Annotated in this window: 13 protein-coding genes; 5 read left to right on the forward strand and 8 right to left on the reverse strand. The window is 74.0% G+C overall.

Going from position 1 to position 14,243, the window contains the following annotated elements:
• Positions 1–7: 7 nt before the first annotated feature.
• From ACFYX4_RS25780 to ACFYX4_RS25795, 4 genes are all read right to left on the reverse strand, one after another.
• The gene (locus ACFYX4_RS25780) at positions 8–481 is read right to left on the reverse strand and encodes a copper chaperone PCu(A)C (protein ID WP_389338308.1); all 474 of its coding nucleotides are present in this window, start codon (positions 479–481) and stop codon (positions 8–10) included.
• A 38-nt stretch (positions 482–519) separates the two neighbouring features.
• Complete coding sequence (locus ACFYX4_RS25785; RefSeq protein ID WP_389337878.1) at positions 520–1,170, reverse strand: SCO family protein; 651 nt, start codon at positions 1,168–1,170, stop codon at positions 520–522.
• Between the two features lie 79 nt (positions 1,171–1,249).
• The gene (locus ACFYX4_RS25790; RefSeq protein ID WP_389337881.1) at positions 1,250–2,017 is read right to left on the reverse strand and encodes a YcnI family protein; all 768 of its coding nucleotides are present in this window, start codon (positions 2,015–2,017) and stop codon (positions 1,250–1,252) included.
• A gap of 138 nt (positions 2,018–2,155) precedes the next feature.
• On the reverse strand, positions 2,156–3,028 hold the full coding sequence (locus ACFYX4_RS25795; RefSeq protein WP_389337884.1) for a hypothetical protein: 873 nt from the start codon (positions 3,026–3,028) through the stop codon (positions 2,156–2,158).
• 265 nt (positions 3,029–3,293) lie between these two features.
• On the opposite strand from ACFYX4_RS25795, the gene ACFYX4_RS25800 reads away from it, so the two are divergent.
• The 3 genes from ACFYX4_RS25800 (at position 3,294) to ACFYX4_RS25810 (ending at position 5,730) form a co-directional block, all read left to right on the forward strand.
• Positions 3,294–3,761 carry an ATP-binding protein gene (locus ACFYX4_RS25800; RefSeq protein ID WP_389337887.1) on the forward strand — a complete coding sequence of 156 codons (468 nt, stop codon included), beginning with the start codon at positions 3,294–3,296 and terminating at the stop codon, positions 3,759–3,761.
• A gap of 88 nt (positions 3,762–3,849) precedes the next feature.
• Positions 3,850–4,881: an intradiol ring-cleavage dioxygenase gene (locus tag ACFYX4_RS25805; RefSeq protein WP_389337890.1), complete on the forward strand. Its 1,032-nt coding sequence runs from the start codon at positions 3,850–3,852 to the stop codon at positions 4,879–4,881.
• A gap of 9 nt (positions 4,882–4,890) precedes the next feature.
• Positions 4,891–5,730 (forward strand): triphosphoribosyl-dephospho-CoA synthase, encoded by an 840-nt coding sequence (locus ACFYX4_RS25810; protein ID WP_389337893.1) that lies wholly within the window; start codon positions 4,891–4,893, stop codon positions 5,728–5,730.
• Positions 5,731–6,319: 589 nt separating this feature from the next.
• Here the strand turns inward: ACFYX4_RS25810 and ACFYX4_RS25815 are convergent.
• The 4 genes from ACFYX4_RS25815 to ACFYX4_RS25830 form a co-directional block, all read right to left on the reverse strand.
• Positions 6,320–7,570 (reverse strand): MFS transporter, encoded by a 1,251-nt coding sequence (locus tag ACFYX4_RS25815; protein ID WP_389337896.1) that lies wholly within the window; start codon positions 7,568–7,570, stop codon positions 6,320–6,322.
• A 121-nt stretch (positions 7,571–7,691) separates the two neighbouring features.
• The gene (locus ACFYX4_RS25820) at positions 7,692–9,056 is read right to left on the reverse strand and encodes a PLP-dependent aminotransferase family protein (RefSeq protein ID WP_389337899.1); all 1,365 of its coding nucleotides are present in this window, start codon (positions 9,054–9,056) and stop codon (positions 7,692–7,694) included.
• A gap of 26 nt (positions 9,057–9,082) precedes the next feature.
• Complete coding sequence (locus ACFYX4_RS25825; RefSeq protein ID WP_389337902.1) at positions 9,083–10,558, reverse strand: aminopeptidase P family protein; 1,476 nt, start codon at positions 10,556–10,558, stop codon at positions 9,083–9,085.
• An 83-nt stretch (positions 10,559–10,641) separates the two neighbouring features.
• A complete protein-coding gene (locus ACFYX4_RS25830) occupies positions 10,642–12,147 on the reverse strand; it encodes a PP2C family protein-serine/threonine phosphatase (RefSeq protein WP_389338311.1) in 1,506 nt (501 codons plus the stop codon).
• A 514-nt stretch (positions 12,148–12,661) separates the two neighbouring features.
• Here ACFYX4_RS25830 and ACFYX4_RS25835 point away from each other — a divergent pair.
• Both ACFYX4_RS25835 and ACFYX4_RS25840 read left to right on the forward strand, forming a co-directional pair.
• Entirely contained in the window at positions 12,662–13,327 is a 666-nt protein-coding gene (locus tag ACFYX4_RS25835; RefSeq protein ID WP_389337905.1) for a bifunctional DNA primase/polymerase, read from the forward strand.
• A 56-nt stretch (positions 13,328–13,383) separates the two neighbouring features.
• Positions 13,384–14,226, forward strand: coding sequence for a hypothetical protein (locus ACFYX4_RS25840; protein ID WP_389337908.1), 843 nt, complete (start codon positions 13,384–13,386; stop codon positions 14,224–14,226).
• Positions 14,227–14,243: the final 17 nt, after the last annotated feature.

Raw genomic sequence — 14,243 nt, forward strand, 5'->3', positions numbered from 1 at the left:
GGGGCCCTCAGTGCCCGGTCTTCGGGGTGTAGGTGGCGGATTCCACCGGCATCTCGACCTCGACGGTCCCGGACTCGGCGAAGTGCAGCTTCAGGGTCACCTTCTCGCCCTGCGTCGGCTTGCGCTTCAGCTTCTCGAACATCAGGTGGTTCCCGCCGCTGGCGAGCACCAGCCGGCCGTGGGCGGGGACGTCGAGGGAGTCGACCTCCTGCATGGCCCCGGAGACCGTCTCGTGGACGGTGACGCTGCCGGCGAGGTCGCTGGTGACGGAGGTCAGCTCGTCCTTCGCGCCGCCCTGGTTGGTGATCGTGAGGAAGCCGGCCGCCATGGAGTCGGAGAACGGCTGCGGCATGTAGGCGGCGCTCACGGACAGCTCGGCGGGGCCGGAGCCCGAGCCGCAGCCCGCGAGGACGAGGGCGCCGGTCAGGGCGGCCGCGGCGGGCGCTGCGAACCGCTTATAGCGGGGTGCGAACCGCTTCACCGGGGCTGCGAACCGCTTCACGGGGGCTGCGGACCGGTTCACGGGTTCTGCCCCTTGACGATCTTGGGCAGGTCCTTGGCGTACTGGTCGACGGTGACGCCTTCGCCGTAGAGGAGGTAACCGCCGTTCGTCTTCGGGGAGAAGGCGATGACCTGGGTGCCGTGGGTCGACACCGTCTTGCCGTTCTTGTCCTTGTGCGGCGGCTCGATGGTGATGCCGAGGGAGCGCGCGGCGGTCTGGATGGTGGTGAAGTCGCCGGTGAGGCCCACCGCCTGCGGGTCGACGCCCTTGAGCCAGGAGCCGAGCGCGGCCGGGGTGTCCCGCTCGGGGTCGGTGGTGACGAACACGACGCGCAGCTCGTCCTGCTCCGCCTTGGGCAGCTGCTTCTTCGCCACCGCGATGTTGCTCATCGTCAGCGGGCAGACGTCCGGGCAGTGGGTGTAGCCGAAGTACACCAGCGTCGGTTGCCCGGCGGTCTCCTTGCGGAGGTCGTACGGCTTGCCCTGGGTGTCGGTCAGGACCAGGTTCGGCTTGGTGAAGGGCTGGTCGAGGACGGTCGCGGCCTGCTTCGAGCCTTCCTGGGAGACGACGGCGACCGGACCGGCGTCGCTGTCGCCGCTGCCGCAGGCGGAGAGGGTGAGGGTGGCCGCGGCGAGCAGGGAGGCCGCGGCGAACGTCTTCTTACGCATGGAGAGATGTCCCGGATGTGGTGGAATCCGGCGCGCGCCGGGCCGCACGGGCCCGGTGCGCGCCGCGGACGGCCTGGCGTCAGGAGGTCGAGGAGGCGGAGGAGGCGGAGGAGTCCGTCCGGCGACGGCCGGCGAGCACGCCGTACGCCACACCGGCGGCGCCCACGACGATGCCGACGATGCCGAGGACGCGGGCGGTGGTGTCGGACCCGCCGGAGGAGTCGGAGGCCTCAGCCGCGGGGGCCGCCGACTTGGTGTCGTCGGCCTCCTCGGAGGCGTCGTCGGCGGACGAGCCGTGGGAGTGGCCGTCGGCGGCGGCGGACAGGGTCAGCACCGGGGCCGGCGTCTCCGGCTCCTCCGCGCCCTTCTCCTGGACCTCGATCCAGCGGACGACCTCCTTGTTGGAGTACGTCTGGATCGCCTTGAAGACCACTTCGTCGGCCTTCTCGGGCAGCGCGCCCATGGAGACCGGGAACTGCTGGAGGCGGCCGGGCTCGATGCCCTTGCCGTCGGCGGTCCAGGTGACCTTGGAGACGGCCTCCGAGATCTGCCGGCCGTGCACCTCCAGCGGCTTGGCGAGCTTGCTCTTGGTGACGGCGACCTTCCAGCCCGGGACGTCCTGCGGCAGCACCGAGGCGAGCGGCGTGTCGGTCGGGAAGTTGATCTCCAGCTTGACCGTCGAGGCGTTGTCGCGCTCGTTGGGGACGCGGAAGTTGACGACGGCGTACCCGCCCTTGGCGGCCGTGCCCTCCGGCTGCACGGAGACGTGCGCGAGGGCGGGCGACGAGAGGGCGAGGACGACGACGGCGGAGCCGGCAGCGGCGGCGGCGAGACGAGAAGCCTTCATGACAGCGAAGCACTCCAACTCAGGGGTGAGAGGTGACGGGGTGGGGAGACGTGGCACGGATACGTGCGCACGCGTGCGTGCCGCACGACGGCGGCCGTCCCTCTCTCTGTGGTGGATCGAGGTGCTGGTCGCGTCGCGTCAGGCAGCGAGGACGAGAGCGGAGGCGGCCGGCGGGCCGCGCCGGATCACCGTGTGCTGGAGCGCGTCGGCGGGGGGCTTGGGCAGCGCGAGCAGGGCGGTGCGCGGTGCGCGCGGGCCGGCTTCGGGCGCCGTGGCCAGGCCCGCGTACAGGGCGCGCGCCAGTGCGAGCGCCCCGCGCAGGGACCGTACGAGCGCCCCCTCGGCGACGTTCTGCGCCGACAGGTCCATGAGCCGCAGCAGGGCGGCGTCGCCCCGCCGCAGCATCCATCCGGCGGCGACGGCCGCGAGGAGGTGCGCCAGGACCATCGGCAGGGACGGCAGCAGCGAGGTCGCCGAACCGGCGGAGGCCAGGGAGTCCGCGGTGTGGTGCACGGAGCTCATGTCCGTGCCACCGCCCGCACCTCCTGCACCTCCCGCACCGCTGGCGATGCCGCCGTCGCCGCCGGCCGGGTACATCCGCGCCTCGACGAGGATCCGCAGCGCCTGGGCGGGCGTGATCGCCGCCGCCGTCGTGCCGCAGACCAGACGGGTGGCCCGTTCGACGAGCGCGGCGTCGGAGAGGGCCGTGGACGTGGACGCGGCGGCCGTCGTCCCGTGCTGGCCCAGCCCGAACAGCGCGTGCAGCACGGTCTGTCCGACGGCGAGCAGCGCGACGATGCCCGACAGCGACCGCTCGCGCCCGGCGAGCGGCGCGACGACGGCGAGGGCCCCGAGGAAGCCCGCGCCGAGCGTCCACAGCGGGACCGTGGCGCAGGAGGCCACCGTGTGACCGGCCGCGGCCAGCACGACGCAGACCGCGGCGAACACCGCGGCCCGCAGCAGCCGGAGATCGTCTCCGGAGCGCGTCGTGCGCTGGTGGGGGTCGGACATGGCGGGCTCATCATCGCACTGGCCTCACCGCGGTCACACGGCAGGTCCACAAGGTTCCGGGCGCAGCGGAAGAAGGTTCCGGCCGAAGCGGAAGATCACCCTCTGGTGTGACAGATGCGTCTGGTGCCCCCGAGTCCCCACATACACCGATTCCGCCGAGCGGCGCATCCCCCATATGGGCGGCATCACGCGGAATTCACGCTTACTCACCGCCCATGGCGGCAATACGTAGGGGTATGTCGAGCCGCGGCCAGGAGGCTGGAGCATGAGCATCTGGTGGTCACTCCATCTGCGGCGTGAGGCCGCGAGCGTGCCGCTCGCCCGACGCCTGCTGCTCGGCACGATGGAGACGGCGGGCGTCGATCCCGACATCTCCTACGACCTCTCCGTCGCTCTGAGCGAGGCGTGCGCCAACGCCGTCGAGCACGGCGGGGACACCGCGCACGGCGGCTGTTCGGAGGCGTACCGCGTCACCGCCTACCTCGACGGTGAGAAGTGCCGTATCGAGGTCGCCGACTCCGGCCCCGGCTTCACCGCCGAACGCCCCGCCTCCGCCCTCGCCCCGGTCCCCGCCCACGCGAACGCCGACGCCGAGCAGGGCCGCGGTCTCTACCTCATCCGGGAACTCGCCGACCACGTCCAGATCGGCAACAAGCCGGGGCGCTCCGGGGCCGTGGTGAGCTTCGACAAGATCCTCAAGTGGCGGAAGGGCGCGCCGCTGATGGCGGTGTGAAGGGGTTGACGCCCTTCGTGAGCACTCACAGTCGCCTCACAGCGGCAGCTCATGTCCCTGATGGGCGGCGTTCCTACATTTCGTGTCCATGACGGGAAATGACACGGAGAAGACGATCAGCCGGCGGCGCGCCCTCGCGGTGACCGGCGGCACGGTCGCGGCCGGCGGGCTCGCGGTCGCCGGCTACCAGACGGCGTTCGCCGACACGGCCTCGACCGCCACCGCGGCGTCGACATCCACCTCGGCCTCCGCCTCCGCCTCCGCCTCGGCTTCGGCGAGTTCGACCGGCGGCAGTTGCATGACGCTGATGTCGAGCGTCACGGAAGGGCCCTACTACCTCGACGGCGCGCTGGTCCGCAAGGACATCACCGAGGGCAAGAGCGGCGTCCCGCTCACCCTGCGCCTGACCGTCGTCGACGCCACCGACGGCTGCACCCCGGTCGCCGGCGCGGCCGTGGAGATCTGGCACTGCGACGCCTGGGGCTACTACTCCGGCTACACCACCGCCAACCCGGGCGGCTCGGCCCCGGCCGAGAGCGAGGACGGCTCCACCGCCGACGACGACACGTATCTGCGCGGCTACCAGATCGCCGACGCCAACGGGGTAGTCAAGTTCGAGACGATCTTCCCGGGCTGGTACACCCCGCGTACCTGCCACATCCACCTCAAGGTGCACACCGGCGGCGCCAAGGAGGACGGCACGTACGAGGGCGGCAAGGTCAACTACACCGGCCAGCTGTTCTTCGCCGACGACATCGCCGAGCAGATCTTCACACTGGAGCCGTACTCCCAGCACTCCGGCAGCTACACCCGGCTCGCCGACGACATGGTCTACGACGGCGGCGGCGCGTCCAGCGGCCTGCTCACCCTCGAACCCGTCAAGAAGGCCAACCCGGCGCGCGGCTACAAGGGCTTCCTCACGATCGGGGTCGACCCGGACGCGGAGAACACCGGTGCGGGCGGCGGCGGTGGCGGGGGTGGCGCCGGGGGTACGCCGCCGAGCGGGGCGCCGACCGGTACGCCGCCGAGCGGGGCGCCCACCGGGACGCCGCCGAGCGACGCTCCCTCGGCCTCGGCCTCGGCGTCTGCATCAGCGTCGTCTGCCTCGGCGGACTCCTGAGGCGCGGCGATGACCAGCCGCGAGGACGAGACGCTCGCGCAGGCCGCCGTGGCCGCGCTGACCGGACAGCTGGCCCTGGCCCCGAAGCCCGGACTGCCCGACCCGCGCGACCTCGCCGCCCGTGTCACCCGACGGGACCACCGCGGGCTGCGCTGGTCGGCCAAGGCGCTCGCACCCGGCCTCCAGGCGATGGCCGCCGCCGCCCGCCGCACCGGTGAGCCCACGCCCCGGCTGCGCGGCGAGCTGGGCGCGATCGGGCGGTGCACGGAGCACTCGGTGGGGCTGGCCGGGGGCGGTCACCGGGGTGCGCTGTGGACGCTCGGGCTGCTCGTCGCGGCGGCCGCCCTCGACCCTCGCGCGCGGGGGGACGAGGTCGCCGCGACCGCCAAGAGGATCGCCGCCCATCCCGACCGGGGTGCGCCGCGGCGGCCGTCCCGGGGGTCGACGGTGTCGGCGAAGTACGGCGCTGCGGGTGCGCGGGGGGAGGCGCGGGCCGGCTTTCCGCACGTGCGTCGTGCCCTGAGCGCCCTCGCGGCGGCCCGGTCGGCCGGGGCCACGGAGGCGCAGGCGCGGCTCGACGCCCTGCTGACCGTGATGTCCACGCTTCAGGACACCGAACTTCTGCACGCGGCGGGGCCCGTGGGGCTGCGGCACGTTCAGGCGGGGGCTCGTGGGGTGCTGGAGGCGGGGGGCGCGGCGAGCGGGGCCGGGCGGGAGGCGCTGGCGGTGTTCGACGCGGATCTGCTTGCGCGGGGGTGGAGTCCTCGGGGGAGCGCGGGGTTGCTGGCGGGGGCGTTGTTCGTCGACGCACTGCCGGTTGTGGTGGGCGGGGGCGTGCGGGTGGGGTGACGGGGCCGCCGGCTTGGGCGGGTGGCGCGGGTGGCGTGACGTTGCCGTCGGTGGGGCGGGTAGAGCGGGTGGCGTGACGTTGGCGTCGGCGGGGCTGGGCAGTGCGGTGCCGTGCCTCGCGGTCGGGGCCGGGTGCCGGGTGGGTGACGCTCCCCCGCGCTGGCGGGGTGCCGCCGCGCCCACCCGTGCCGCCCCAGCGGCACGACTGCCCGCGGCTAAGGAGGGGACTTCGCGGCGCTACTGCCCGTGTGGCTGTCGCGGCGGCACGGCCTGCCCGCGGCTACGGCGGGGTTCTACGGGGCGACTGCTGCGCGTGCGTCCGGCGCACCGGCTCCTGCCGTTCCGGCGCGTCGACCCCTGCCGTTCCGGCGCGTCGGCCCCCCGCCGTTCCGGCGCGTCGGCTCCCGCCGTTCCGCCGCCGGGCGCACCCGCACCGGCCCCTCCGTTCCTGCGCACCGGCCCCCCGCCCTTCCGGCGCGGGGCGCGTCGGCCCCTGCCGTTCCAGCGCGGCTGCCGGCCGCCGTTCCAGCGCGGCTGCCCGCCGCCGTAAGGGAGTTCGGCGGCGTGTCGCCCGTTGGCACCCGGTGTCTCAGTGGGGTGCCGGTGTGGTCGACGCCGGCAGGCTCTGTGGGCGGCTCACCGCGCCTCTCCTCGACGCGTGGCGGGCCGCAGGCCCCATCGCGTAGGACGCTGTCAGCATGGCCGCGCCCAACAGGAGCCAGCCCGGGGTGCCCCATTCGACCAGGAGCCAGGTCAGGAGGAGGGGGCCCAGGGTGCGGGCCACGGTGACTCCGGTGCCGAAGAGGCCCTGGTATTCGCCGACGCGGTCGGCCGGGGCCAGGTCGAAGGAGAGCTGCCAGGACCCCGCCGACTGCCCCATCTCCGCCACGACCTGGAGCAACGCGCCCAGCACCAGCACGCCCGCCGCGACCCACGGCGACGCCCCCGCCGACAGGGCGAACACCGCGCACGCCGCGCACATCACCCACCCGGAGCGGCGCAACACGCGCGTGGCGCTGTCCAGTCCGGTCACCCCGCGCGCCGCCCGCACCTGGAAGACCGTCACCACGGCGGTGTTGAGCACGAACAGCGCGGAGACCAGCCACGCCGGCGCCCCGGTCCGCGACGTGATCCACAGCGGCAGCACCAGACTGAGCAGCGGAAGCCGCAGCAACAGCACGGTGTTGAGGAGCGCGACCACCGCGTACGGCCGGTCCCGCAGCACACCCCCGAGCCGCGCACGCCCCCCAGCGGCAGATACGGCAGACACCGCCGAGGACGGCACCCGGGGCAGCCCGAGCAGCAGCAGCGCGCACACCAGGAAGCTCACCGCGTCCACCACGAACACCGCGACGTACGCCGATCTGCTCCCGGCGTGCAGGGCGAGCCCGCCGAGGCCGGCCCCGACCGCGAGACCGGCGTTGAGCGTCGCCTGCAACCGCGCCAGCAGCCCGGTCCGCTCCCCGGCCGGCACCAGCCCGGCCAGCAGCGCCTGACGCGCCGCCGCGAGCCCGGACTGCGCCGCCGCGTACCCGCACGCGACCAGCACGAACGGCACGAAGTCCCGCACCAGCGTGAAGGACGCCACCGCCAGCCCGGTCGCCAGCGCCAGCAGCACCGCCGTACCGCGTGCCCCGCGCCGGTCGGCGAACCGTCCGAGCGGCACCCCGGCCAGCGAGCCGACGGCCCATCCGACGGTCAGCCCGAGCCCCACGCGCGCGGGAGCGAGTCCGGCGATCTGCGTGAAGTAGAGGGCCGACGTCGTGTAGTAGGCGCCGTCCCCGATCGAGTTGCTCAACTGGGCCAGGGCGAGGAGGCGTTGCGGGGGAGCGGTAGTCATACCGACGACGCTAGAAGCCGGTTGGGCCCACAGGCAGCACCAATCCGACGACATCTCAGTGGTCCAATCGGCCAACCGGGCGCACCGAGCCCCGCCCGCCCGCCGACCCCGTCAGCTCTCGTCAGCCCCCGTCCAGCACCTTCGCCAGCACGCCCAGCGCCTCCGGATAGACCCCCTCGCGGGGCGTCCCGTAGCCGACCACGAGCCCCTGCGGGCGGCCCGCGCCGCCCCCGGCGTGCCAGTGCTCGCCGAGCCGGCCGACCGCCAGGCCCTCCGCCTCCGCGCGCGCCAACACCTCCGCCTCGTCGTCGACCTCCACCAGCGCGTGCAGCCCCGCCGCGACCCCGCGCACGCTCCGGCGCGCGCCCAGCCGGTCCAGGAGCAGGTCCCGGCGGCGCCGGTAGCGCAGCCGGCACGCGCGTACGTGACGGTCGTAGGCGTGGCCGTCGATGAGGTCGGCGAGGGCGAGCTGGCCGATGGACTCGGTCTGGTGGTCGCTGTGCAGCTTGGCGTCGGCGACCGCGTCGACCAGTTCCGGCGGCAGCACCATCCAGCCGAGCCGCAGCGCCGGCCCGAGCGTCTTGGACGCGGTGCCGAGGTAGACGACCTGCTCCGGAGCCATCCCCTGGAGCGCCCCGACGGGCTGCCGGTCGTAGCGGAACTCCCCGTCGTAGTCGTCCTCGACGATCAACGCGCCCCGCGCGCGTGCCCAGTCCGTCAGCGCCCGCCGCCGCGCCGGATGCAGGGTCACGCCGGTGGGGTACTGGTGCGCGGGCGTGACGACGACGGCCCGCACGTCCTCCCCCAGCTCCTGCGTGCGCACCCCGAGCTCATCGACCGGCGCGGGCGTCACCTGCCCGCCGTTGCGCCGCACGACCTCCCGGTGGAAGGGCAGCCCGGGGTCCTCCATGGCCAGCGGCCCGCCCTCCAGCACGCGCGTGAGCAGCGCGAGCCCCTGCACGTACCCGGAGGTGATCACGATCCGTTCCGGCGGCGCGATCACTCCCCGCGCCCGCCCCAGATACCCCGACAGCGCGGTGCGCAGCTCCACGCGCCCGCGCGGGTCGCCGTAGTCGTACGCCATCGAGGGCGCCGCGGCGATCGCCCGGCGCAGGGAGCGCAGCCAGGCCGCCGCCGGGAACGTGCCGACGTCCGGGCTGCCGGGCCGCAGGTCGAAACGTGGCGCACCCGCGCGCGTGGCCGCGCCCGACGGCTCGGCGGCGCGCCGCGGCAGTTCGGCGACCCGGGTGCCCGAGCCCTGCCGCGCGATCAGATAGCCCTCGGCGACGAGCTGGTCGTAGGCGGCCTTCACGGTGTTGCGCGAGATGCCGGTCTCGGCCGCGAGCAGCCGGGTGGCCGGCAGCCGTGTCCCGGGCGCGAGCCTGCCGTCCCGCACGGCGTCGCGCAGGGCCCGTTCGAGCCCGGCGCGACGCCCTCCGGCGGGGTCCGCCTCCAGGTGCAGGTCCACACCGGCGTGCTCAGCCATGGACTGCCCGTGGGAGTCGGAGCGGCTCAGCCCTGGGACTCCTTGAGCGAGGCCATCCACGCCTCGACCTCGTCCGACCGCCGGGGCAGCCCGTCGGACAGGTTCCGGTTGCCGTCCTCGGTGACCAGGATGTCGTCCTCGATCCGCACGCCGATGCCCCGGTACTCCTCCGGAACGGTCAGATCGTCGGCCTGGAAGTACAGCCCCGGCTCGACGGTCAGCACCACGCCCGGCTCCAGCGTGCCGTCGACGTAGAACTCCACGCGCGCGGCGGCGCAGTCGTGGACGTCCATGCCGAGCATGTGCCCGGTGCCGTGCAGCGTCCAGCGCCGCTGGAGGCCGAGCTCCAGCACCCGCTCCACCGGCCCCTCGACGAGCCCCCACTCCACGAGCCGCTCGGCCAGCACCCGCTGGGCCGCGTCGTGGAAGTCGCGGTACTTGCCGCCCGGCCGCACGGCCGCGATGCCGGCCTCCTGGGCGTCGTACACCGCGTCGTAGATCTTCTTCTGGATCTCGCTGAACCGCCCGTTGACCGGCAGCGTGCGCGTGACGTCGGCGGTGTAGTACGTGTGCGTCTCCACGCCCGCGTCCAGCAGCAGCAGGTCGCCCGAGCGCACGGGGCCGTCGTTGCGCACCCAGTGCAGCGTGCAGGCGTGCGGACCGGCCGCGGCGATGGTGCCGTAGCCGACGTCGTTGCCCTCCACGCGCGCGCGGAGGAAGAACGTGCCCTCGATGTAACGCTCGGAGGTCGCCTCCGCCTTGTCCAGGACCCGGACGACGTCCTCGAAGCCGCGCACGGTCGAGTCGACCGCCTTCTGGAGCTCGCCGATCTCGAACTCGTCCTTGACCAGGCGGGCCTCGGAGAGGAAGACGCGCAGCTCCTCGTCGCGCTCGCCGGTGACCTTGTCGGTCAGCGCCGCCTCGATGCCGGCGTCATAGCCGCGCACGACGCGCACCGGGCCGGTCGCCTCGCGCAGCGCGTCGGCCAGCTCGCGCACGTCGGAGGCGGGGACGCCGTACAGCTGCTCGGCCTCGGCGAGGGAGTGGCGGCGGCCGACCCACAGCTCGCCCTGGCCGGAGAGCCAGAACTCGCCGTTCTCCCGGTCGGAGCGCGGCAGGAGGTAGATCGTCGCGGTGTGGCCGTCGCCCTTGGGCTCCAGGACCAGGACGCCGTCCTCCGTCTGGTTGCCGGTGAGGTAGGCGTACTCGACGGAGGCCCGGAAGGGGTACTCCGTGTCGTTCGAGCGGGTCCTCAGGTTGCCCGCGGGGATCACCAGGCGCTCGCCAGGGAAGCGCGCGGAGAGCGCGGCCCGGCGGGCGGCGGTCTCGGCGGCCTGGGCGATCGGCTCCAGACCGTGCAGCTCCGTGTCGGCCCAGCCGGACTTCATGTTCTCGGCGAGCTCGTCGGACACGCCCGGGTACAGGCCGTTCTTGCGCTGCTTGATGGGCTCCTCAGACTCAGCTTCCGGGGTCTCCGGGGTGAGCTCGTCAGCCACGGTCATCCTCCTAGATAACGGCACTGGACCCCCTCCATCGTACGGTCGTACGGTCGGGGGCCCAGGGGGAGGAAGAACTTCCGCCGCCGTCACTCGAAGCGGGCCGCCAGCAGCACCACGTCCTCCTCGCTGTCCTGGTCGGCGGGCCCCTCGGGCAGCACCGTCCGCAGCACGTGGTCGGCGATCGCGCCGGGGTCGTGGCGCAGCGCCCTGGGCACCCCGGCCGCGGCGGCGTGCAGCCGGGTGAAGGCGCGGTCGACGGGGTCGCCGGTGCGGTGCAGCAGACCGTCGCTGTAGAGCAGGACCGTCTCGCCGGCCTCGGCCTCCACCTCCACGCTCGGCGCCTCCCAGCAGGCGAGCATGCCGAGCGGGGCGGAGACCGACGTCTCGACGAACTCCGTGCGCCGCTCGCCGACCAGCAGCGGCGGGCAGTGCCCCGCGCCGGCCAGGGTGACCTTGCGCAGCGCGGGCTCGCAGTAGGCGAACAGGGCGGTGGCGGAGCGGGCGGGCTCGGTCAGCCGCAGCAGCAGCTCCAGGTCGGACAGGACGGCGACCGGGTCCTCCCCCTCCATCACGGCGTACGCCCGCAGCGAGGCGCGCAGCCGGCCCATCGCGGCGACGGCGCTCGGCCCGGAGCCGGTGACCGAGCCGACCGCCAGGCCGAGGGCCGCGTCCGGCAGCGGCAGCGCGTCGTACCAGTCGCCGCCCCCGCGCGGCCCGGTGCGGTGCCGCGCCGCGAGCTGCACCCCGGCCACCCTCGGCAGCCGGGAGGGCAGCAGTTCCTCGGTCATCGTGGCCATGGCCGCGCGCGTGCGCTCGGTCTCCAGGAGCCGGGCGAGGTGTTCGGCGGCGTGCCGGACGTACAGGCCGATCAGGTGGCGTCTGCGTTCGTCGGGCTCGGCGGGCTCGTCGTAGAGCCAGACCGCGGCGCCCAGCCGGCCGGCGCGCTCGCCGGCGAGCGGCAGGGCGTAGCTGGCGGCGTAGCCGAGCCGGGCGGCCACCTCGCGGTGCCGGGGGTCGAGGCCGTCCTCGGCGAACAGGTCGGGCTGGGCGATGTCGCCGTCCGCGCCGGGCAGTCCGTCGAGGATGCGTCCGTACGCCGTGGAACTGCGCGGCACGGTCTCGATGTGGCCGAGGTCCGCGCGGCCGAGGCCCAGGCCGATCGTGGTGTCCGGGCCGAGTCCGTCGGCGGGTTCGAGCACGACGAGACCGCGCCGGGCGCCCACGAGGGCGGACCCGGCGCGCAGCAGTTCCTGGAGGGCGTCCGCGACCGAATCGGTGCGGGCCAGGCGTTCGGTGAGTTCGTGGAGGGTGGTGAGGTCCGAGACCCAGCCGGCCAGGCGGTCCTGGAGGACCGCTCCCGCGGCGGGCGGGACGGGTGGGGCGGCCGTGGCTGCGGGCGCGGGCGCGACAGTGTGTGCGGGCGGGGGAACCGTTGAATCGATTCCGGCCACTTTCGGAGGGTGAGGGGCGTTCATGGCGTCCGGCTCTCGGACCGGTGCGTATTGCTGAGAAGCATCGCAAACCCCCATGTCGTTCTGCGCCGCTGGCAGTGTCTCCACATGTACACGCACTCGAGAGGGGATGTCCAGCATTGTCCTGCTGGGATCGCTGGTGTCAGTGGGGTCGGCGGGCTCCTCGCGCACGCTTCCTCCGGCTCCCTTGCGAAATAACGAAGTTGGCTTGAAACTGCCTGGGGTAACGGGTGACTGAGGTCGACTGGGCTTGCTCGACGGAGCGTCACAGCGGTCGTGATGGGTACGTACTCGGTAAGGACCAGGGGTCGTCGGGAGCCACCCGGAACCTGGTGACCGATCCGGGCGTCTTAGCCACCGACGACCGTGCCCCATCCTCCCGTGGCGGAGGCGGAGAGCAGTACGCGGATCGCAAAACGCCAGTCTTCGCCACCCCTACGCCATGCCCATGCTCGCGATGGGCGCAGTATGGACGGAGTGGCCGCGGAAGCGGCGAACGCTCGGCCCTCAGGGGTTCCCCTTGTCACGGACAGGGGTGTGATGCGCCAACAGGTACGCACAGTGAAGTGATCGACACACGATGTGATGTGGCCCACGGTGTTGCCAGCGGTGCAACGGAAAGGAACGAGCGCTCATGCGCGAGATCCTCGGAAGGCGACGCAGGCTCCTGTCCCAGCGCAGCGACGGGGGGCCTGAGGCGATCGACGCGGCCCTCACCTTCGCGACGGAATGGCAGTGGCCCGTTCTCCCGGGCGTGACAGCGGACCCGCAAGGGCGTTCCCGCTGCGGCTGCCCCGACCCGGAGTGCCCGGTCCCCGGCGCTCACCCCTTCGACCCCGGCCTCCTCGCGGCCACGACCGACGCGCGCATGGTGCGCTGGTGGTGGACCAACCGGCCGGCCGCCCCGATCGTCATGGCCACCGGCGGCAGCGCGCCCTGCGCGGTCAGCCTGCCCGCCCTCGCGGCCTCCCGCGCGCTCGCCTCGCTCGACCGGCAGGGCATGCGCCTCGGCCCGGTCGTCGCCTCGCCCTCCCGCTGGGCGATCCTCGTCCGGCCTTACGGCATGGAGCAGTTGGGCGAGCTGCTCTACGCCAAGGACCACGTCCCCGGCTCGCTGCGCTTCCACGGCGACGGCGGCTACCTCGCCCTGCCCCCGTCCGAGACCGGCCAGGGGGAGATCCGCTGGGAGCGGGCCCCGCTGCCCGGCTCGGCCACCCCGTGGGTGCCCGACGTGGAGGCCGTGGTGGACGCGGTCGTCGACGCCCTCACTCGTACGGGTGTGAGCGCACCCGAGTTGTAGGGGTGTCGGGCGCGCGCCGGACGGAACGGACGCGTTCGCTCGTTATCTTCCGCTTCATGAGCTTCCGTCTCTTCGCCCTCGGGGGCGCCGTGGTGTGCGCGATCGTGCTGCCCTTGGCCATGGCGTCCGCGGGGTCGGTGAGCGACGAGAAGGAGTTCGTCGTGGGGCCGCTGCCCCTGGCCGGCGACCGGGTGATCGACGATCACGCGGGGGCCGGCGGCGCGGGGGGCGGTCGCGGGGTCCATGGCGGTGCGGGCGCGGCCGGGGCTGGGGCTGCGGCGGGCGGAGGTCGCTCGGGCGACGGTTCCTCGGGTGCGGGTGCGGGTGCGGGTGCGGGTGCGGGTGCGGGTGCGGGTGCGGGTTCTGGTCCTGGTCCTGGTTCGGCGGGTGACGGCCGTGCGGGTGTGTACGGTCAGGACGACGCCCGGCCGCCCGGTGCCGAGTCCCCCGGATCGTCGCGGCTGCTCGGCCTCGGGCTGGCCACCGCCGCCCGCTGCGGCCCCGAGCTCACCTCCCCCGACGGCGTCGAGGCGCAGACCTGTGTGCTGACCCAGGGCGAGGACACCTGGGCGCGCACCTACTACCGCAACTCCACCGGCCGCGCCCTGAGCGCCGTACTGAGCCTCATGGGGCCGCACGGGCGCACGGTGCAGATGCGCTGCGCGGTGGGCGCCGACGACGAACCCGGGGCCTGCGAGACGCCCCGCGAGCGCGGCCAGGGGGACCCGGCGGCGTACACGGCGATCGCGGAGTTCGCGGCGGCCGCTGGAGCCTCAGGAAGCTCGGAGGGCTCAGGGGGCTCGGGAGGCTCAGGCGGCTCAAGAGGCTCAGGGAGTGCGGGCGGCGGGCCGCTGTTGCTGCGTTCCGGCAGCAACTCCGCGACCGATACCGGCAGTTGACGTCCGGCCTCAGTGCG

This window comes from Streptomyces sp. NPDC002328, from assembly GCF_042890065.1.
Classification (GTDB): Bacteria; Actinomycetota; Actinomycetes; order Streptomycetales; family Streptomycetaceae; genus Streptomyces.